Raw genomic sequence first — 19,390 nt, 5'->3', positions numbered from 1 at the left:
AGAAAGGGTAGGGAACCCTCATGTGGTTGAGAGCAACATACACCCTCGTGCATACTGGAAAACGCCTTTGACCTGCGCATACTCGGCGCTTTAGGTTTCTATTACTTTTCGTGTGCAGGATGGACCTGTGAAGAAGCGAGTGGCCTACGTCGTTGCTGTGGTCGCGGTGGGTCTGTTGGCTGCGGCGTGCGGCTCGTCGGAACCGCCGCGTGCGATTCCCGAAGGCATTCCTCCCGGAGCGGGAACGCCGGTGCCCGAGATCGACTTCAACGCACAGGGGAGAACGGCGGACCTCCTGCTCGATTGGGCGGAGCCCCAGGCCGACGCCATGAACATCTCGGTTCCGGCGTTGGCGGCCTACGGTCACGCCGCCGCGATCATGTCCGACACGGCACCCGGCTGCGGCATCGCCTGGACGACGCTCGCCGGAATCGGCTACATCGAAAGTCGCCACGGCACGTACCAGGGCTCGTCCGTCGCCCCCGACGGTCTTGTGTCGCCCGCGATTCGCGGCATCCCATTGGACGGCGGCCCGGGCGTCGCCGAAATTCCCGACACCGATGGCGGCCAACTCGACGGCGATCCGGTGCACGACCGCGCGATGGGCCCGATGCAGTTCATTCCCGAGACCTGGAAGAAATGGGGCGTCGACGCCAACGGTGACGGAATCGCCGATCCCGACAACCTCGACGACGCGGCTCTGACCGCAGCTCGCTACCTCTGCGCGCGCGGAGGTGATCTGCGTACTGCGGAAGGGTGGGAGCGCGCGCTCATGGCCTACAACCAGTCCGGTGTCTATCTCCGAGACGTCCGCGACGCTGCAGCCGCCTATTCAGTCGGCACCACTGCGTGACTCCGCAGGCTCCGCTCCTGACTTTCCCTGGTCACTCCGCAGGCTCCGCTCCTGACTTTCCCTGGTCACTCCGCAGGCTCCGCTCCTGACTTTCCCTGGTCACTCCGCAGGCTCCGCTCCTGTGCGTCGCGGGGAGGTCAGGCGAGCGGCTAGTCTGACACCCGGCACTTACCCGCCCGCCCCCGTTACAAGGAGAAGCATTCGTGGCCATCATTGAGCAGGTCGGAGCTCGCGAGATTCTCGACTCCCGTGGCAACCCCACGGTCGAGGTCGAGGTCGCACTGGACGACGGAACACTGACCCGCGCAGCGGTTCCTTCCGGAGCGTCCACCGGTGAGCACGAGGCAGTCGAGCTTCGTGACGGCGGCGAGCGTTACGGCGGCAAGGGTGTCGAGAAGGCCGTCAACGCTGTTCTCGACGAGATCGCACCGGCTGTCATCGGCCTCGACGCCATCGAGCAGCGGGCCGTCGACCAGGCTCTTCTCGATCTCGACGGCACCCCGAGCAAGGCGCGTCTCGGCGCGAACTCGCTGCTCGGTGTTTCCCTCGCGGTGGCGAAGGCGGCTGCGGAGTCCGCTGGACTCGAGCTGTTCCGTTACCTCGGCGGACCGAACGCGCACATCCTTCCCGTACCGATGATGAACATCATCAACGGTGGCGCGCACGCGGACAGTGGCGTCGACGTCCAGGAGTTCATGATCGCGCCCATCGGTGCGCCGACCTTCAAGGAATCCCTGCGCTGGGGTGCCGAGGTCTACCACTCCCTCAAGTCGGTGCTGAAGGCCAAGGGCCTGTCGACGGGCCTCGGCGACGAGGGCGGCTTCGCGCCCGACCTGGCCGGAACCAAGGAAGCGCTCGACCTCATTCTCGACGCCATCGCCAAGACCGGCCTCAAGCCCGGACAGGATGTGGCGCTCGCACTCGACGTCGCAGCCACCGAGTTCTACACCGCAGGCACCGGCTACGCCTTCGAGCGCGCTACCAAGTCCGCCGAGGAGCTGTCGGCGTTCTACGGCGAACTCGTCGACGCCTACCCGCTCGTCTCTATCGAGGATCCGCTGGACGAGAACGACTGGGACGGCTGGGTTGCCCTCACCGAGGCCATCGGTGACAAGGTGCAGCTCGTCGGCGACGACCTCTTCGTCACCAACCCGGAGCGTCTCGAGGACGGCATTGTCAAGGGTGCGGCCAACGCGCTGCTGGTGAAGGTCAACCAGATCGGCACGCTCACCGAGACCCTCGACGCCGTCGACCTCGCGCACCGCAACGGCTACAAGACGATGATGAGCCACCGGTCCGGCGAGACCGAGGACACCACCATCGCGGACCTGGCGGTTGCCGTCGGCAGCGGTCAGATCAAGACGGGTGCGCCCGCACGTTCCGAGCGCGTCGCGAAGTACAACCAGTTGCTGAGAATCGAAGAAGCTCTGGGTGACGCGGCGCGTTACTCGGGTGAGCTGGCTTTCCCCCGGTTCAATTACGAGGGATAGTTTTCAGCTCGATTCGACGAGGGTGATTGCATGGCGGCACGACGAGGAAGATCCGGGACAAGCCCAGGTGGGCGTGATCCCAGGCCTCGTGGTCGCTCTGCATCCCGGGGCCGGACGTCCGGAGCTGCGTCGGGAGACGAACGCAGCTCCGGTCAGCCGGCGCCGGAGCCGTCCGATCAGGCGCGTGACGCCGTGGTCGGCGGCAAAGCAGCTCCCCGACGCGTGGGCGCGCGGGCTTCGTCCGGCGGTGAGCGCACCTTTCTCGGCCTGTCGACGGCCAAGGCCGTGGTCCTCGCCGTCGTCGTGTGCGCGTTGGCGTTGACGCTCGCGATGCCGCTGCGCACCTACTTCTCGCAGCGCGCCGAGCTCGAGCAGGTTCTCGCCGAGCGCACCGGACTCGAGCAGGACGTCAAGGACCTGGAGCTCGAGAAAACGCAATTGAACGACCCGACGCGCATCGCAGCCAATGCGAAGTCCAGGCTCCGCTGGGTGATGCCGGGGGAGACGCCGTACACGGTGCAGTTGCCGGGGGACGTCGGTCCGCCGGTGGACGACGTGGAAACCACCAAGCAATCCGAAGGCCCGTGGTACCGGGACCTGTGGGAGTCCGCGGTGCAACCGCAGGGGCCCGTGGAGGAACAAGAAGTGGTGCCGGATCGGGCTGTTTTGCCCGAGCCTGCACCGGACATCGAAGGAGGACCGGTCGGGTGAGCTCGGCAGTCTCGAAGGAAGATCTCGACGCCGTAGCGGCTCAACTCGGACGCGAACCCCGCGGTGTTCTCGCCATCGCGTATCGATCCCCGGACGGTAGGCCCGGTGTGGTGAAAACTGCCCCCAAGCTGCCCGACGGCACCCCGTTCCCCACCCTGTTCTATCTGACGGATCCGCGCTTGACTGCTGAGGCCAGCCGTCAGGAATCGGCGGGCGTGATGCGAGAGATGACTCTTCGGTTGTCCGAGGACGAGGAACTGGCCGCCGGATATCGGCGCGCGCACGAGTCCTACCTGGCCGAGCGCAACGACATCGAATCTCTCGGAACCGATTTCACCGGCGGAGGTATGCCGGATCGGGTCAAGTGCCTGCACGTGTTGATCGCTCACTCCCTCGCCAAGGGCCCGGGCGTCAACCCACTCGGTGACGAGTCGGTGGCGCTCGCCGCCGAGACCTCGTTGCGCGGCACAGCAATTCCGGCCGACTGGCCGACCATCGCCGAACTTCGCGGAGAGACTTCATGACTCGGGTAGCAGCCATCGATTGCGGCACCAATTCCATCCGCCTCCTCGTTGCGGACATCAAAGACGGTGTTCTGACGGATGTTGCGCGGGAGATGCGCGTCGTGCGCCTCGGCCAAGGCGTCGACGCGACGGGTTCCTTTGCGCCCGAGGCGATCGAACGTACCCGCGTAGCGCTCGAGGAGTTCGCCGGCATCATTCGCGAAGCCGGTGCGTCGGCGCTGCGCATGGTCGCGACGTCCGCCACCCGCGACGCCGCGAACCGCGACGACTTCTTCGCGATGACGCGAGAGATCCTGGATCCGATCGTGCCAGGTTCGGTCGCGGAGGTCATCACCGGTGACGAGGAAGCACGGCTGTCCTTCGCCGGTGCCGTCGGCGAACTCGACGCCAAGGGTGCACCGTTCGTCGTCGTCGACCTCGGCGGCGGGTCCACTGAACTCGTTCTGGGTGATCGCAAGGGTGTGCGTGCGGCGTTTTCCGCCAACATCGGGTGCGTCCGTCTGACCGAGCGTTTTCTGCACTCCGATCCGCCCACCGCCGACGAGATCGCCGGAGCTCGCGCGTACGCCCGCGAGAAGTTGGAGGAAGCGTTCGAGGACGTGAACATCGGCGAGGCCTCGAGTTGGGTCGGCGTCGCGGGCACCATGACCACCATCGCAGCCATCGCTGCAGGTCTGCAGGAGTACGACGCGGACAAGGTCCACCTGACACGAGTGTCCTTCGGAGACCTGTTCGACGTGTGCGACCGTCTGATCGGGATGACCCGCGCCGACCGAGCGGCGTTGGGGCCCATGCACCCCGGACGGGTCGACGTCATCGGTGGCGGTGCCATCGTGACCAGTGTTCTGGCCGAAGAGTTCGAGCGTCGCGGCGCCGTCAGCACCCTGGTGGTCAGTGAGCACGACATTCTCGATGGCATCGCCCTGTCCGTGAAGGCGTAGTTCTGCAGATTCGCAGGTAATACCTGCGGCGATGCTCCTTGCATCGGTGTCCGATTCGGTGAACTCTGTGACGTGCGACACGCACGCGCAGGGGACTACGCCGAAACGAGGATCATCGATGACGACGACGCAGGCACCCGCCGAGAAGGGCCTGGCACGGCTCGCGCAAGGACTGGCTCGAGCCACCGAAAAATGGTTCCCCGACGCCTACATCTTCGCTTTGGTGGGCGTTGTCGTCGTCGCGGTGGCGGCGTTCGCGAACGGGTCGTCGCCGCAGAACGTCGTCGACGCCTTCGGTGGGGGTTTCTGGGATCTGACGGCGTTCACGCTGCAGATGGCGATGGTGGTGCTCACCGGGTACGTCGTAGCGACGTCGCCTCCGGTGGCGCGGCTGATCACCCGTCTGGCACTGCTGCCTCGTTCACCCAGCAGCGCAGTGAGTTTCGTGGCCCTGCTCTCCTGTACGGTGTCGTTTCTGAACTGGGGATTGAGTTTGGTTTTCAGCGGTCTGCTCGCTCGCGCGATCGCGCGACGGTCGGACATGCAGGCCGACTACCGGGCTCTCGGTGCCGCGGCATTCATGGGACTCGGTGCGGTGTGGGCGCTCGGAATGTCCTCGTCCGCGGCACAATTGCAGGCAACTGCGAGTTCCCTGCCCGGACCGCTGCTGCAGATCACCGGTGTTCTCGATTTCGGTAAGACCATCTTCACGTGGCAGTCGTTGGTGACCTGTTTGATCATCACGGTGATCACCGTCGTCATAGCGCATCTGTCCGCTCCGAAGGGCGCGGCGATCAAGACTGCGGAGAGCATGGGCGTCGATCTCGACGACACGATCGACGAGCCGGCTCCGCGGTCGCGTCCCGGCGAGTGGCTCGAGTACAGTCGGGTCCTTCCGTTGCTGATCGGTGCAATGACGCTGGGATGGCTTGTGTCGCAGCTACTGACGTTGCCGGTGCTGTCGGTGGTGTCGAGCCTGAACGGCTATCTTCTGGTTTTTCTGATCCTCGGTCTCGTCCTGCACGGAACGCCCAGAAGGTTTCTCGACGCAGTGTCCAAAGCAGTGCCGGCCACCGCGGGCATACTCGTTCAATTCCCGCTGTACGCGGCGATGGCTGCCATTCTGGTCGAGGCCGAGGGACGGGGAGGCGTCACGATCTCCGAGCACCTCGCGAACTTCTTCACCGACATCGGTAGCGGCGGCGGCTTTGCTGTCGTCATCGCGATCTACACCGTGATCCTCGGGCTGTTCGTGCCCTCCGGCGGAGGTAAATGGCTGGTCGAAGCGCCCTACGTCATGCAATCGGCTACCGACGTGCAGATGAACCTTGGCTGGACCGTCCAGATCTACAACGTCGCCGAGGCACTGCCGAACCTCATCAACCCGTTCTTCATGCTTCCGCTGCTCGCCGTACTGGGCCTGCGGGCCCGCGATCTCATCGGATTCACGTTCCTGCAGTTCATCTTCCACTTCCCGGTCGTCCTGCTGCTGGTGTGGCTCCTGGGCATGACCTTCGACTTCGTGCCACCGGTCATCCCCGCCCAGTAGCGGACCGATATGATCGTCACCGCTGGAACCAGCGGTCCCAGCAATCGCCCCTATAGCCCAATTGGCAGAGGCAGCGGACTTAAAATCCGCACAGTGTCGGTTCGAGTCCGACTGGGGGCACCAGAGTCCAGATGGATCCATTCTCGATTGCGGCACAGCGTATTTCGATGGGCATAGATGTACTGGGTGGACGCTCGCGGATGTGTATGGACCCCGCGGAGTAGCGGATTCTGTTCGTTGTCAGAGAAGTCGTGCGTTCGGTCGAGTTTGTGCTGTTCAGAGCGCTTTCGCAGGAGTGTGTTTTGCCTCGAGTGTCATGGCTCGGTGTCACAGAATGTCACAAGTCATCACGAACTGGACGCGTGCGGCACGAGTCCATCCGTCCATGCAAATGGCTTTGCCGGTGACTCGATCCATCGCGGCAATGTCATCCGAAAGTGTCATTCGAGTAGATGAAGGGGCCGCCGGCCGAAGTCGAAGGGCACCGGATTTGTCTGGATGGGTCGCTACAGTGCAGGAACTAGCAACGATCAGAACAGAGGTGTCACGGGTGGCGAAGCGTCGAGGTTTTTTCGCGGAGATGCAGCACCAAAACCGGCTACGCGAACAACGTGACCGCCAGCAAGCACGAGCCCACGCGCAGGCGACTGCACGAGCTGTGCGGTTGTCGGAAAAGGCACGGCGCGATTGGGAGCGCGCGTGCGCCTCCGCCGACCGCGCGGCGAATCAAGCTTCTGCAGCGGCGGTCAAAGAACGCGCCCGCTTGCACGTGGAGGCGCAACTGGCAGAGGTCGATGCGCGAAACGCCACCTTGGCTGAGAAGTACGAGGCGATCGACGGCATCCTGGCGGCCACGCTGGACGTGGACGATTACGTCGACCTGAACGCTTTACGACAGAAGATCGAGCATCCGCCGTTCGATCGACCGGATCTGACTACACCGACAACCCCGCCCCTACCCCTTCCGTTCCCACCAGAGCCGGTCTATGTCGAACCCGCGGCCCCCGAGGGTCTCGGCGCGATGCTGGGCGGAAGGAAACGTCACGCTGCCGCGGTGGAGCAAGCACAGGCGATGTATTGGCAACAGCGCCAAGGGTGGGAACAGGCTATCGCTCAGCGCAACCACACCCAGGCGGCCAACGAAGACGCCTATAGGGACGCCGAAGCGAGGCGCCTACAGTCGCTCTCCGTCGCTCAGTCCGAGTACGAGGCGGAGTGTGCAGAACGCCGGAAGCAGGTGATGCAGGCGAATGTCCAGTTGGAACGGCTGATGGTCGGGCTGCAAGAGGGTGAGCCGAGCGCGCTCGAAGAGTACATATCGATCGTGCTCGGGAACTCGGTGTATCCGGAATGCTTCGAGGTCCAGCATGACTTCTCGTTCGATGGTGCCGCCCGGGAACTCGAACTGACTGTCTCGGTTCCCTTGCCCTCGGATCTACCGACCGAGAAGTCGTTCAAGTACACCAAGGCAACTGACACGATCACCAGCACGCCACTACCGCTGAAAGCGCGCAAGGACCGATATGCAACCGCTGTGGCCGAGGTCGCGGTCCGCACCGCCCACGAGATCTTCGAGGCGGACCGTGACGGTGTGGTCAGCACCTTGTCGATGACAGTCGGGGTCGACACCGTGGACCCGGCCACTGGCCATCCCACTCGAATCACACTGGTTGAACTGGCAACGGATCGAACCGTCTTCGAGCGGCTCAATCTATCTGGCGTCCAGGCGACCGCGACGCTCCAGCACTTGAGTGCCGGCGTATCGAAGAATCCCCATGACCTGGTACCAGTGGGCAACAAACGGGGAGTGCGCGGTTGAGCACCTATCAGGAAAGCCCTGTCTGCGATCACGCGTGCAGGCCACGATGACAGGCCCAGAAGACGCTATCCGGGCTCTCCGAACCACTCTGGTAGCCAAAGAGCGCGAGCTGAACGATCTCTTGGATCGCCTCAAAGTGGTTGAGCAAGAACGCGACGAGGCACGATCGCACGCTGCGCGACGGGGCTCCTCACCAACCACGGCTCCGGGGTCGGCGCCTACCGGCGTGGTGGAGACCGACGACCGGATCGTGTTGCAGGAGGTGGGCATCTACACCTACCAGCACCCCCTGGAGAACGCCGAGCAATTCCGTGAACGGTTGGCCGCGGTGCGTGACGAGATCAAGGCTGCGGTCGTCGGGGAAGAGGCCATAGTCGCATCGGACATGTTCAGCTTCAACAACTCTCTAGCCAAAGGCCGCAAGATGACTTCGGATCTGTCGAAGCTCATGCTGCGTGCCTATAACGCCGAGGCCGACATCTGTGTCCGTACCATCCGGGCGGGAAACCTAGCGACGGCCGTAAACCGCCTTGAAAAGGCCGCCGCCACGATCGCAAAACTCGGAGACATGATGCAGATGCATGTCGCCCAGACGTATCACAGGCTGCGGGTCGAAGAACTCGAGCTCACAGCCGATTACATGATGAAAGTTCAGGAAGAGAAACTCGCACAACGTGAGGAGCGTGAGCGTCTTCGCGAGGAACGCAAGGTCGAGCAGGAACTGGCGGCGCAAAAGGAGAAGCTGAACAAAGAACGAGCGCACTATCAAAATGTGCTCGACTCTTTGGGTGGCCTCACCGGTGATGAGGCGCAGCGTATTCGAGTCAAGTTGGGCGAACTCGACCAGGCCATCGCACAAAACGACTATCGTCGTGCCAACATTCGAGCTGGGTACGTGTACGTGATCAGCAACCGCGGTGCATTCGGACCGGACGTGGTCAAAATCGGTATGACCCGTCGGCTCGAACCGATGGACCGAGTCCGCGAACTGGGGAGCGCGTCGGTGCCGTTCCCATTCGACGTGCACGCGTTGTACTTCTCGGACGACGCTGTCGCATTGGAGGGGGCACTGCACGCGGCTTTTGCGACCCGTCGGCTCAATCACGCGAACCTCAGGCGTGAGTTCTTTTTCGCCGAGCCCAGTCAGGTGCGGAAGGTGTTGGCCCGGCATGTCGGGAACCTTCTGGAGTACACCGAGGAACCCGAAGCGACGCAGTATTTTCAGAGCCGGGGGAGCTGGCCGGTGAGCGTGAAGTCTCGACCCTGAAGTTTGGCCGAACTTGGTAAAGGGCCGGTTGAAATCAGTCGGTCGACCCGGCTCGGCTCGCAGGTGGGTTCGCGGTGGGCGCACGTACGACCGTTCGATGGCATAGAACGCCGGGTTACGTAGGCTATGTGCAAGACGGCATTGGCGCAGTTGGCGGGGTTCTCTCCCCGCTGTACGTCAGGATGCAGGTGGATTCAGCGTGGTCTTTGCCGAGGGCCTCGTTGACACGAGAGTGACACAACTGGGTACATCCGGGGTTGGATCGGCCTGGACGCGAATGTGCGAAAAGTGTTGTCAAACAGGAAAATGTGGATTCATCGAAGTCCGGGTAAGTCCACTTCTCCGGACCTAAAAGCCGCACAGTGTCGGTTCGAGTCCGACTGGGGGCACAGGGGTCCGTGTGGATCCATTCTCGATTGCGTCACAGCATATTTCGAGGGTGCTTGATGTGCTGAGTGGACGCTTACGGGTGCTTACGGACTTTGGTGAGCGGCGGATTCGGCTCTGTGTCACAGAAATCGTATGTGTGGGTTTCAGATGTGCTGGTCAGGAGGTCTGGGGAGGCAGCTTTCCTCCTCGGTCGGTCGGAGCGCGATCGGAGGCCACTTGCTTGCGTTGTCCGATTGCAGTTTGCTACATAGTCACAGAGACGGCCGAGAGGAGGCGGCCGAGTGCCACGCGAGCCAGCTGTCCGTTGGCGTTCCGTTCCAAGAGCACGGGATTCGGTCGGTGGAGATTCCTGCAATGAAAATTCCGAGCTCGACTACTCGGCGGGTGGTGCACAGCTGTCTGCCGAACAGTCGATCGGGAGGCCGTGTTGCGGTACGGACGATGACGATCTCCGCCCGATTCGTGCCTTGCGCGACTGAATCTGTAGCGACTCGCTCAGCGGTCTACATGTTGTTGTTTAGGTAGTTGTTCAGGGATCTGCCGACTGCGGCAAGTCTGTCGGCTTCGGATCGAACGTCGTCGCGTAGCTCCGCAATACGTTCCAGCAGTTGAGGGCAGGCCGGCTCCGAGCGTTCGCCGAGCGTGCAAGGCAGCACGTCCTTCAGCAAAGTGGTGGGCAGCCCGATCTCGAGCAACGAGCGGATGGCTTCGACCGTCGTGACGGCATCGTCGGAGTACGTCCGATAGCCATTGCTGGCACGCTGCGATGCAAGTAACCCCTGCTGCTCGTAATAGCGCAACGAACGCACACTGGCACCGCTGCGGTTGCTCAACTCGCCGATTTGCACCGTGCTACTCCTCGCTGGCTCTGCCGACTCCATTGATTGCGTCGGTTCGACTGGTTTCTTGACCCTGACACCAGTGTCAGACTTTACGCTCGTGAACATGAAGCTTCAACAATCACTAAAGATCGCTGACCCACTGTCCAACCTGCCCGACCTTTCCGGTCGCGTCGCCGTCGTCACGGGCGGTGCCAGTGGCCTCGGTCTCGCTACCGGCCGCGGTTTGGCGCATCTGGGAGCCGACGTGCTCCTTGGCGTCCGCGACAGGGCTCGCGGGGAGCAGGTGCGGCGGCACATGGTCGAACAAGGCGGTCTTCGTGCCGATCAGGTTACGGTCGCGCACCTCGATTTGCTGGACCTCGAGTCGGTGTCCAAGTTCGCAGGGCAGATAGCAGATAGTCCGCTCGACCTTTTGATTCTGAACGCCGGAATCAGCAGTGTGCCATTACGACTGAGCCCCCAAGGGGTGGAAAGCCAGTTCGCCACCAATCACTTGGGGCACTACGCGCTGACCGGTGCGCTGCTGACGGCTCTGGAACGTGGCAGCGAACCCCGCGTGGTCACTGTCTCGTCCGCCCTCTACAAGCGGGCCACACTCGACCTCGACAACCTCGCGGGTGCCAACGGTTACTCACCTGGCCGCGCCTACAACAGGTCCAAGCTGGCGAACGCGATGTTCGCTGTCGATCTGGGACGCCGTCTCGCGAAGGCCGAGAGTCCGGTTCGCAGCTTCGTAGCGCACCCAGGCATGGCTCGCACACCGCTGCACGGAACTTACCCGTCGACGACCACCCGCGTGGCAACCAAGGTGATCGCCAAAGTCATCGGCAGAGACTCCGATGCGGCTGCGGTCGCTGTCCTCACCGCTGCTGCGTCGCCGCAAGTGGACCCGCAGCTGTTCTGGGGCCCTGCCGGCTCGAAGTCCCACCCAGACGTCGTCGGCGTACCCTTCACCGCGTCAGCCACCGACGTAAGTGCGGCAGCAAAGCTCTGGGCTACTTCCGCCCGACTCTCAGGGGTGGACTACCTGCGCTGAGGTTCACCGCGGCCTTTGTGCGGTGAATCTCGCGAGGCGAAGAACGCAGGTGGGCGCCGGTCCGATCGGCGTTCTACTGACTTGGGGAGAATTCGAACATCACGCGGTAGGTCTCGAAGCCGATGGCACGTATCGGTACGACAGGGCATTACCCAACGACGAGGCCCGCCCGCGGACGGTATTCGGCCGCCTCGCCGCGCACGGGCAGTTATCGACAATTGTCCTATAGCCCAACACGGTCGGGTCACTACCAGTGACCGTCGCCCGGGCGTACGGACACCGGGTGGCGTACTTGCCTGGTCTGTCGATACGCCGAATCGCAGATCTTTATCCCGGGCAGGCCGGGGCCGCTCGATCGCCCGTGGTTCCTCGAGCAGGGTGTGTAGGCGCTGTGTAGTGGCGCCGGTCCGGGTAGAGACGTTCGAGCGGCCTGGACAAGGTACGCATCAACTTCTATCAGCCACCAGATCGGGCGCGAATTCGGAATCGCTTGATGGACCCGGAGTCCAAGGTTCCACAGGCGTCGACGGTGTACCCATCGAGCAACGTGGATCGTTGCACCGCGGTGACCGGATGACGTTCACGGCTGTCATGCACGCCTGACGGTGACGGGGTGTCAGCGAGGCGGTTGTACGACGAAGCGGTGCATATCGGGCGAACAGCACGTTAACTTGCACGGCTTGCGGTCTTTGCAAGTCCGATTGCGGATAGCGTCGCACCCGTGCTCATCACAGACCTGGTCACCAGCCGGGGACACCTGCTCACCGCGAACGATCGTCGGCTCGTTGCGCTGCTGCAGTCACAACCGGCCGCGGCGTCGTATTGGTTGGCTACCGACCTGACCGGTCCACTGGGACTGCACCAATCGGCGGCCACCCGATTGGCTCAGCGGCTCGGGTTCGCTGGTTACCCGGAACTGCGAGATGCACTGCGCCAGGACTACATGACCGGGGAAGGGCCCGCGCAACGGGTCCGCGGACGACTGGACCGTCACCCGAACGGAGACGTCATCAGGGGCTTCGTGGAGGACGAACTGGAGGCGTTGTCGGAGCTGACCCGGCATGTCGGTCAATCGCAGCTGGACCAACTTGCTGCGCGCATGGTCGCGGCAGGGCACATCTTCCTGTTCGGTCAAGGAAACGCAACCGTACTGGTGGACTTGACGAGTCGAAGGTTACAGCGGTTCGGGATGCGGGTCACCGCTCTGTCCGGGTCCCGACGTGACGTTGCAGAACGTGTCAGCAGTCTGACCTCGGCGGACGTTCTGGTGGCATTCGCGTTCCGTCGCATGCCAGCTCAGCTCGCACCCCTCCTGTCCATTGCCGCCGACAACGACTGCTACAACGCGCTGATCACCGACACTCTGCTCTCGATGTCACCCCAACCGGACCAACTGATCGCCGCGCCACGTGGTCATGGTGACGAATTTCTCTCTCTCACAGTTCCTATGGCGATCGTCAATGCCTTGGTGCTCACCGTCGCTCGCCGCCAACCCGACGAGTCGAACCGCTCGCTGGACCGACTTGCCCATCTGCTCGACCAGCTCGACGCCTGATCCCTTCTCTCGCTCACTCACCCCCATCATCGGAGGATCGTCATGTCTGTTTCCGCCCGCCCCCGCGCGATTGCTGCCTGTTCCGCTCTTGCGCTGACGTTCGGTCTCGCGGCCTGCTCGTCTTCAACCGCCGAACCCGATGCCGTAGAGCCCGACTGGGCGTCGATGTCTCAGGACGAGCTGATCAGCGCGGCACAGGAGGAGGGTTCGGTGTCGGTGTACGCGTTCACCAGTCGCATCGCGTCCATCGAGGAATCCTTCGAGGCCGCCTACCCCGGCATCGACGTGGTGGCAACCGACATCTCCTCGACCGAGCTGATCACCCGACTGGCCAGCGAACACCGAGCGGGCAGCGCAACTGCCGACGTCGCCTACGTATCCGATGCGCCTGTCGTCGTCACCGAACTGCTCGCCGACGGCGTACTGCTGCCCTATGTTCCAGGTCGAGTCACCGATGCGCTGGCCGAGGAGTTCCAGGAACCACTCGCTGCCAACCGGTTGTCCACCAAGGTGCTGATGTACAACGAGGAGGCCAACCCCGACGGCCCGCCTGTGGACAATCTGTGGGCCCTGACCGAACCGGAGTGGGCAGGCCGCGTCGTCATGGTCGACCCGAACGTACGTGGCGATTATCTCGACCTGGTCACCGAGATGTCCTTGCGCGCCGACGACATGGCACAGGCATATCAGGACCACTTCGGAACCGAGATTCAACTCGACGACGGCGTCGAGGATGCGGGTCTGCAGTTCATCAACGATCTGTACGGCAACGACGCCGTGCTGGTCGACGACACCGACACGGTCAACTCGTCGATCGGTGCTGTCGGACAGACGAACCCGCCGGTGGGATTCACCACCTACTCCGACCGCCGAGACAACGAGGACGAGGGCTGGGCACTGCAGGTCGCAGCGGGCGTCGCCCCGTCGCCCGGCATCGTGTTCCCGGCCATGCTCGGCGTCACCGCCAGCGCTGAGAATCCAGCTGCAGCACGCCTTCTCATCGATTACATGATGGGTGACGACACCGAGACCGGTGGTCCCGGGTTCGAACCGTTCTACGTCGCAGGCGATTACCCGACGCGACAGGACGTTCTCGCACCGGCAGACGCGTTGACGCTGGACCAGCTCGGAGCGTGGCGGATCGATCCCCAGGCCTCTGCCGAGCGTCGCGCGCAGGTGGCCGACTTCCTGCTCACCATCCAGTGACGGTTCTGCACCGGGTGAAGGCGGTCGGTCGTCCGGTTCATTTGCTTGCGGCCGGCGTGATCGCAGTTCTTGCGTTACTGGTGGCGGCCCCGCTGACCGGGTTGATATCTCGAACTCTCGATGCGGACTCCGACGGTGTGTGGGGCGAGGTGTTCGCCAGCCCACTGTCGGAGAATCTGCTGTGGCGGCCACTCGGTAACTCCCTCATGGTCGGGCTCGGAGTCGGTCTTCTGTCCACACTTCTGGGCGCCTTCCTGGCCTGGGTCGTGATCATGAGCGATATTCCAGGAAAGCGCATCATCGGTGTGCTCGCGACGATCCCGTTCGCGTTGCCGAGCTTCGCGATCGCGTTGGCGTGGGAGAGTGTGTTCCGCAACGAAAGGCTCGGTGGTACACCCGGTCTCCTGTCCAGCATGGGAATCGATGTGCCCGACTCGGTGTCCTGGGGACTGGTGCCGACGGTGCTGGTACTGACGGCCCACTACTACTCGCTGTCGTTCGTGATCGTCTCCGCTGCGCTTCTGGGAATCGGCGGCGACCTGGTGGCCGCGGCCGAACTCACCGGCGCGTCGCGGCTGAAGGTCGCTACCCGTATCGTTCTCCCCGCAATCTCGCCTGCGGTCCTCTCGGGCTTCCTGCTCGCGTTCGCCGAAGGGGTCAGCAATTTCGCCGTGCCTGCGTTGCTCGGTCTCCCGGTGCGGTTCCAGACCCTGAGCACCAGGCTCTACGGATCCATATCGACCGGTGATGCCGTGCGTGGCTACGCGTTGTCGATTGTGCTCGTCGTCGTCGCAGGCCTGGTGTTGTGGACGGGGAACCGTGCCACCCGCGGCCGGTCGTTCGCAACCATCACAGGGAAAGCGTCGGGCATCCGTACGGTGCGGACCGGTGTCTGGCGATGGCCGTTGGTCGTCATGGCCGGGACCCTGGTCGCGGTCACCGCCGTCGTGCCCGGTGTGGTGCTCGCGGTCTCGACACTTCTGCGGCGGACGAACTCCTTCGACGGCGGTTTCACGTTGCACTTCTGGGTCGGCGAATCCGACAGCGCGATCGCGCAGGGTATGCGCGGTGTTCTCCGTGACCCCGTGGTGGTCGACGCAACTCGATCCACGATTCTGCTCGGGTTGTCCGTCGCGATCGGTGCTGCACTGATCGGGCTACTGGCCGCGTACGTCGTGCGGCACGTCATCCGGCCGAAAATCCTCGGCGGTGCAATCGGATTCCTCTCCTACGTGCCGTTCCTGATTCCCGGCGTCGCATTCGGCGCTGCCTTCATCGCACTGTTCGGTGCCCCGATCGGGCCACTGCCGTCGCTGTACGGCACCTTCGCGATTCTGGTACTTGCGGGAATCGCGGCCAGCCTGCCGTTCGCATTCCAGACCTCGAAAGCGGCGCTGGGGCAGGTGTCGAACGAACTCGAAGAGGCAGCGGTCCTCACCGGGGCCGGCGGGCCGCGAAGGTTCGTCCGAATCACCGCCCCGCTGGTCTCACGAGGAGTGGTCGGCGGTTCCGTCCTGGTCTTCGTCACGATGGTGCGTGACCTGTCGCTCGTCGTTCTACTGGTCACACCCGCGACCCCACTGTTGGCGACGATGACCTACCGATATGCCTCGGAGGGATTCACTCAGCAAGCCAACGCGATCACCTGCGTCATCGCTCTGATCTCCGTAGCGGCAACGCTGCTCGCGCGGAGGTTGACCCGCGCCCAACCGACAGGAATACCCTCATGACCCGCATCGTTCTCGACCGGCTTACCAAACGGTTCGGTGATCACACAGCCCTGCACGGCATCGACGTCGATCTGCCCGACGGCTCGTTCCTCGTCCTTCTCGGGCCGTCCGGGTGTGGCAAGACGACCACCTTGCGCATGCTTGCAGGCCTCGAGCAACCGAGCAGCGGCACGATCACCTTCGGCGACGTGGTCGTGAGTGATCCAGCCAAGGGAATCGACCTGTCCGCGGACCGCCGTCGGCTCGGCATGGTGTTCCAAAGCTACGCGCTGTGGCCGCACATGAGCGTGCGGGCGAACGTCGAATGGCCCCTCCAGGTCGCGGGCTGGAGTCGCGAAGACCGCGTCGGCCGCATCGACGAGGTGCTCGCCGCGCTCGAGATCTCCCAACTCGCCGATCGGCAGCCCGCCCAGATCTCCGGCGGTCAGCAGCAGCGGGTGGCGATCGCACGCACCATTGCCCCGCGTCCGGGTGTCCTATTGTTCGACGAACCGCTCTCGAACCTGGATGCTCGCCTACGTGTGGAGACCCGTGCAGAACTGGTTCGGCTGCATCGGATGACCGGCGCCACCAGTGTGTACGTCACCCACGATCAGGTGGAGGCACTCGCGATGGCGACGCATATCGCAGTGATGAACAAGGGACGAATCGAGCAACTGGGCACTCCGGCCGAACTGCTGGATCGACCGGAAACGGCGTTCGTCGCGTCGTTCCTCGGTACGCCGCCCGCCGTGCTGCTCGGCGGCGACGTCATCGACGGCACGCTGTTCTGCGACGGCGTCCCGCTCGTCGACGGTGCCCAACCGGGCACGCGGGTGATGTATCGACCGCAGGATCTCGTGTTGGACCCCGAGGGCGCGCTCGCCTTCGAAGTGCTGGAATCGACCCCGATGGCCGGGCGTCACGTGGTCACCGGCCTCGTGGCCAAGCAGCGCGTATCGGTGATCACCGAGGCTGCAGCGACGGCAGGAGAGACCACCGCGCTTGTGATACCACCGAAGCCGGCCGCGGTGTTCGATGCAGAGGGGCGACGACAGTGACCACTCTGTTGTTGGTACGACACGGTGCGACCATGTGGACGGAAGATGGCCGTCTGCAAGGCAGAACCGATATCGATCTCTCCGAGACCGGATGCCGCGAGGTGCGTCGGATGGCGGCAGTGGTGGCGTCATGGGCGCCTCGGACCGTGATCGCCTCGCCGCTGGCGCGAACCAGGTCGACCGCCGAATTGCTGGGTGCACGCGAGGTGAGACTCGACAGCCGCTGGGCAGAAGCAGGCCTGGGGGAGTGGGAAGGGCGTACCCCTGAGGAGGTCGGAGAGGACTACCACCGTTGGCGCGCAGGCTCGTTGGTACCACCGGCCGGTGAGCTACCGGAGCACGTGACGGCACGCACTGCGGCCGCGGTGTTCGACGCCGTAGCCCAGCCTGGCCCTGTCCTGGTCCTCACCCACGGCGGCGTCATTCGATCCGTACTCGACCGGTTCATCGGGCTGCCCGCTGCCCGGCTCGTACCCGTTGCAGCACCGAGTATTACCGCCCTGGACATCGATGCGGACGGACCGGCACGGCTGCGAGCGTTCAACCTCGGCGCCTGTTAGAGCTCCCAGAGGTGCGGTTGGATCGCTCGCCAGGCGTCCAACCGCACCACTGCGTCGGAGGCGTAGTTCGTCGGGACGATCACTGCAGCGCGATGTATTTCGTTTCCAGGTACTCGTCGATCCCTTCGAACCCGCCTTCGCGGCCGAAGCCCGACTCCTTCACACACCGTATCGGGCCGGTCGACGGCGCATCTGTTTCGTCGGAACTCTGGCGCGCGGCTGCCAGCCTGCCCTGTCGGACGGTGGATCGACTTCTGGTCGTCCGACGGAACCCTGCTCTCGGGGTTTGGGTCACTATTGACAGAACATGTGACGTGGTTCATAGTAGTGACACTAGACCGGTCAAATAGATGGGTCTAACCAACTCTTCCGAAAGAGGGAAAACGTGATTTCGTCTCGTCGCGTAGCGGTCACATTGATTGCATCGGCAGTGATGCTGTCTGCCTGCAGCAGCACGGGCGGTGCGCCCGAGTCCTCGGACTCCGGATCCAGCGCCGGCACGGCGGACACTCCCCGCGCAACGGTTGCCATGATCACCCATGCTCCTCCCGGTGACACCTTCTGGGATCTCATCAGAAAGGGTGCCGAGGCTGCGGCGGCCAAGGACAACATCGAGCTCCAGTACACCGGAGACGTCGATGCACCCAATCAGGCCAATCTCGTTCAGAACGCCATCGATTCCGGTGTCGACGGCATGGCTGTGACTCTCGCCAAACCCGACGCGATGAAGCCGAACGTCGAAACCGCAGTTGCAGAGGGTATTCCGGTCGTTGCGTTCAACTCCGGTTACGACAACTGGCAGGACTTCGGTCTCCAGGGATACTTCGGCCAGGACGAGCGCATCGCCGGTATCGCCGCGGGAGAGCGCATGAAGGCCGACGGCGCCACCAACGCGATCTGTGTGATCCAGGAGCAGGGTGCGGTCCAGCTCGAAGCTCGGTGTGCCGGTATCGCCGAGGGCTTCGGTGGCAGGATCGAAAACCTGAATGTGAACGGTCAGGACCTGCCTTCGGTGCAGTCCACGATCCAGGCAAAGCTGCAGCAGGATCCGAGCATCGATTCGATCATCACCCTCGGCGCGCCTATCGCCCTGACTGCGGTGGAGTCCGTGTCGGCCAGCGGTTCGAACGCAACGATCTCGACGTTCGACACCAATGCTGCACTTGTCGACGCCATCAAGTCCGGTGACGTGCAGTGGGCTATCGACCAGCAGCCGTACCTGCAGGGATACCTTGCAGTCGACTCGCTGTGGCTGTACCTGAACAACAAGAACACCATCGGCGGCGGTCAGGCCGTCCTGACCGGTCCGTCGTTCATCGACAACACCAACATCGACGCGATCGCAGACCTGGCCGCCGCTGGCACCCGGTAGGCACTTCGAGGGGCACCGCACCGCACCACGACGAGGGAGAAAACGATGACCAGCAGTGTGGTGGGGCTGCAGCTGCGTCTGCATCCCTCCCGTGCGGTGCCCCTGTACTACAGCCTCGCTCTCGCCATCGAAGAAGCAATCCACGAGCGGCGGATCGGAGTCGACGACACGCTCGAGACGGTGGCAGTTCTTCACGATCGGCTGAACATGGCACCTGGAACGGTTCGTCGCGCATTCCGGCATCTGGAGCAACGCGGCATCGTCGAACGGAGTTCACGTTCGACATTCAAGGTCGTAGCGTCACCCACATCAGGCTCGACCCGAGCCGACACTTGCAAGGATTTGTCATGAGTACACAGGCCGATTTGGATCTGTCCAAGCACACCGTCGTCACCGATGAGCGGGTCAAGAAGCAGAAGCCGTTGCAGCGGTTGCTGGTTCGTCCGGAGATCGGCGCGCTGTTCGGCGCGATCGTGATCTTCGTCTTCTTCTGCATCGTCCCTAA

Annotated in this window: 17 protein-coding genes, 1 tRNA gene and 2 pseudogenes; 19 read left to right on the top strand and 1 reads right to left on the bottom strand. The window is 63.5% G+C overall.

Annotated elements, in window-relative coordinates; all coding sequences use genetic code 11:
• The first annotated feature begins 127 nt into the window (after nucleotides 1-127).
• The 9 genes from CH289_RS01425 (at nucleotide 128) to CH289_RS01385 (ending at nucleotide 9,154) form a co-directional block, all read left to right on the top strand.
• Complete coding sequence (locus CH289_RS01425; RefSeq protein WP_033190783.1) at nucleotides 128-853, top strand: lytic transglycosylase domain-containing protein; 726 nt, start codon at nucleotides 128-130, stop codon at nucleotides 851-853.
• Nucleotides 854-1,056: 203 nt separating this feature from the next.
• A complete protein-coding gene (gene eno / locus CH289_RS01420; protein ID WP_020111364.1) occupies nucleotides 1,057-2,343 on the top strand; it encodes a phosphopyruvate hydratase in 1,287 nt (428 codons plus the stop codon).
• Nucleotides 2,344-2,373: 30 nt separating this feature from the next.
• The gene (locus CH289_RS01415; RefSeq protein ID WP_230594178.1) at nucleotides 2,374-3,054 is read left to right on the top strand and encodes an FtsB family cell division protein; all 681 of its coding nucleotides are present in this window, start codon (nucleotides 2,374-2,376) and stop codon (nucleotides 3,052-3,054) included.
• Nucleotides 3,051-3,578 (top strand): DUF501 domain-containing protein, encoded by a 528-nt coding sequence (locus CH289_RS01410; RefSeq protein WP_033190784.1) that lies wholly within the window; start codon nucleotides 3,051-3,053, stop codon nucleotides 3,576-3,578. Before CH289_RS01415 ends, CH289_RS01410 begins: the two co-directional genes overlap by 4 nt.
• The gene (locus CH289_RS01405; RefSeq protein ID WP_037183594.1) at nucleotides 3,575-4,519 is read left to right on the top strand and encodes a Ppx/GppA phosphatase family protein; all 945 of its coding nucleotides are present in this window, start codon (nucleotides 3,575-3,577) and stop codon (nucleotides 4,517-4,519) included. Before CH289_RS01410 ends, CH289_RS01405 begins: the two co-directional genes overlap by 4 nt.
• 118 nt (nucleotides 4,520-4,637) lie before the next feature.
• Entirely contained in the window at nucleotides 4,638-6,068 is a 1,431-nt protein-coding gene (locus CH289_RS01400; RefSeq protein ID WP_026347701.1) for a short-chain fatty acid transporter, read from the top strand.
• A 46-nt stretch (nucleotides 6,069-6,114) separates the two neighbouring features.
• Nucleotides 6,115-6,191 (top strand) — tRNA-Leu (locus tag CH289_RS01395).
• A 427-nt stretch (nucleotides 6,192-6,618) separates the two neighbouring features.
• Nucleotides 6,619-7,887, top strand: a complete 1,269-nt coding sequence (locus CH289_RS28580) for a hypothetical protein (RefSeq protein ID WP_244165068.1) — start codon at nucleotides 6,619-6,621, stop codon at nucleotides 7,885-7,887.
• A 46-nt stretch (nucleotides 7,888-7,933) separates the two neighbouring features.
• On the top strand, nucleotides 7,934-9,154 hold the full coding sequence (locus CH289_RS01385; RefSeq protein ID WP_037185363.1) for a DUF4041 domain-containing protein: 1,221 nt from the start codon (nucleotides 7,934-7,936) through the stop codon (nucleotides 9,152-9,154).
• Nucleotides 9,155-10,047: 893 nt separating this feature from the next.
• Here the strand turns inward: CH289_RS01385 and CH289_RS01380 are convergent.
• Entirely contained in the window at nucleotides 10,048-10,392 is a 345-nt protein-coding gene (locus tag CH289_RS01380) for a MerR family transcriptional regulator (RefSeq protein ID WP_037185365.1), read from the bottom strand.
• A 97-nt stretch (nucleotides 10,393-10,489) separates the two neighbouring features.
• On the opposite strand from CH289_RS01380, the gene CH289_RS01375 reads away from it, so the two are divergent.
• The 10 genes and pseudogenes from CH289_RS01375 to CH289_RS28570 all read left to right on the top strand — a co-directional run.
• Nucleotides 10,490-11,422 carry an SDR family NAD(P)-dependent oxidoreductase gene (locus CH289_RS01375; RefSeq protein ID WP_052060202.1) on the top strand — a complete coding sequence of 311 codons (933 nt, stop codon included), beginning with the start codon at nucleotides 10,490-10,492 and terminating at the stop codon, nucleotides 11,420-11,422.
• A gap of 49 nt (nucleotides 11,423-11,471) precedes the next feature.
• Nucleotides 11,472-11,765, top strand: a pseudogene (locus CH289_RS28575) (IS110 family transposase); the annotation flags it as partial.
• A 378-nt stretch (nucleotides 11,766-12,143) separates the two neighbouring features.
• Entirely contained in the window at nucleotides 12,144-12,977 is an 834-nt protein-coding gene (locus tag CH289_RS01365) for a MurR/RpiR family transcriptional regulator (RefSeq protein WP_052060121.1), read from the top strand.
• A 42-nt stretch (nucleotides 12,978-13,019) separates the two neighbouring features.
• On the top strand, nucleotides 13,020-14,183 hold the full coding sequence (locus tag CH289_RS01360) for an ABC transporter substrate-binding protein (protein WP_037183869.1): 1,164 nt from the start codon (nucleotides 13,020-13,022) through the stop codon (nucleotides 14,181-14,183).
• 56 nt (nucleotides 14,184-14,239) lie between these two features.
• Nucleotides 14,240-15,913 carry an ABC transporter permease gene (locus CH289_RS01355; protein ID WP_218828440.1) on the top strand — a complete coding sequence of 558 codons (1,674 nt, stop codon included), beginning with the start codon at nucleotides 14,240-14,242 and terminating at the stop codon, nucleotides 15,911-15,913.
• Nucleotides 15,910-16,953 (top strand): ABC transporter ATP-binding protein, encoded by a 1,044-nt coding sequence (locus CH289_RS01350; RefSeq protein ID WP_037183872.1) that lies wholly within the window; start codon nucleotides 15,910-15,912, stop codon nucleotides 16,951-16,953. Before CH289_RS01355 ends, CH289_RS01350 begins: the two co-directional genes overlap by 4 nt.
• Nucleotides 16,950-17,513: a histidine phosphatase family protein gene (locus CH289_RS01345; RefSeq protein ID WP_052060122.1), complete on the top strand. Its 564-nt coding sequence runs from the start codon at nucleotides 16,950-16,952 to the stop codon at nucleotides 17,511-17,513. The genes CH289_RS01350 and CH289_RS01345 overlap by 4 nt, the downstream gene beginning before the upstream one ends.
• A gap of 433 nt (nucleotides 17,514-17,946) precedes the next feature.
• Entirely contained in the window at nucleotides 17,947-18,885 is a 939-nt protein-coding gene (locus tag CH289_RS01340) for a sugar ABC transporter substrate-binding protein (RefSeq protein WP_052060123.1), read from the top strand.
• Nucleotides 18,886-18,930: 45 nt separating this feature from the next.
• Nucleotides 18,931-19,236, top strand: coding sequence for a GntR family transcriptional regulator (locus tag CH289_RS01335; RefSeq protein ID WP_080738068.1), 306 nt, complete (start codon nucleotides 18,931-18,933; stop codon nucleotides 19,234-19,236).
• Nucleotides 19,233-19,390, top strand: a pseudogene (locus CH289_RS28570) (ABC transporter permease); the annotation flags it as partial. The gene CH289_RS01335 and the pseudogene CH289_RS28570, both read left to right, overlap by 4 nt.

The organism is Rhodococcus sp. RS1C4 (assembly GCF_002258225.1).
GTDB lineage: Bacteria > Actinomycetota > Actinomycetes > Mycobacteriales > Mycobacteriaceae > Rhodococcoides > Rhodococcoides fascians_E.
Note: the sequence above shows the minus strand (reverse complement) of the source record. Positions and strands in the feature narration are given on the sequence as shown.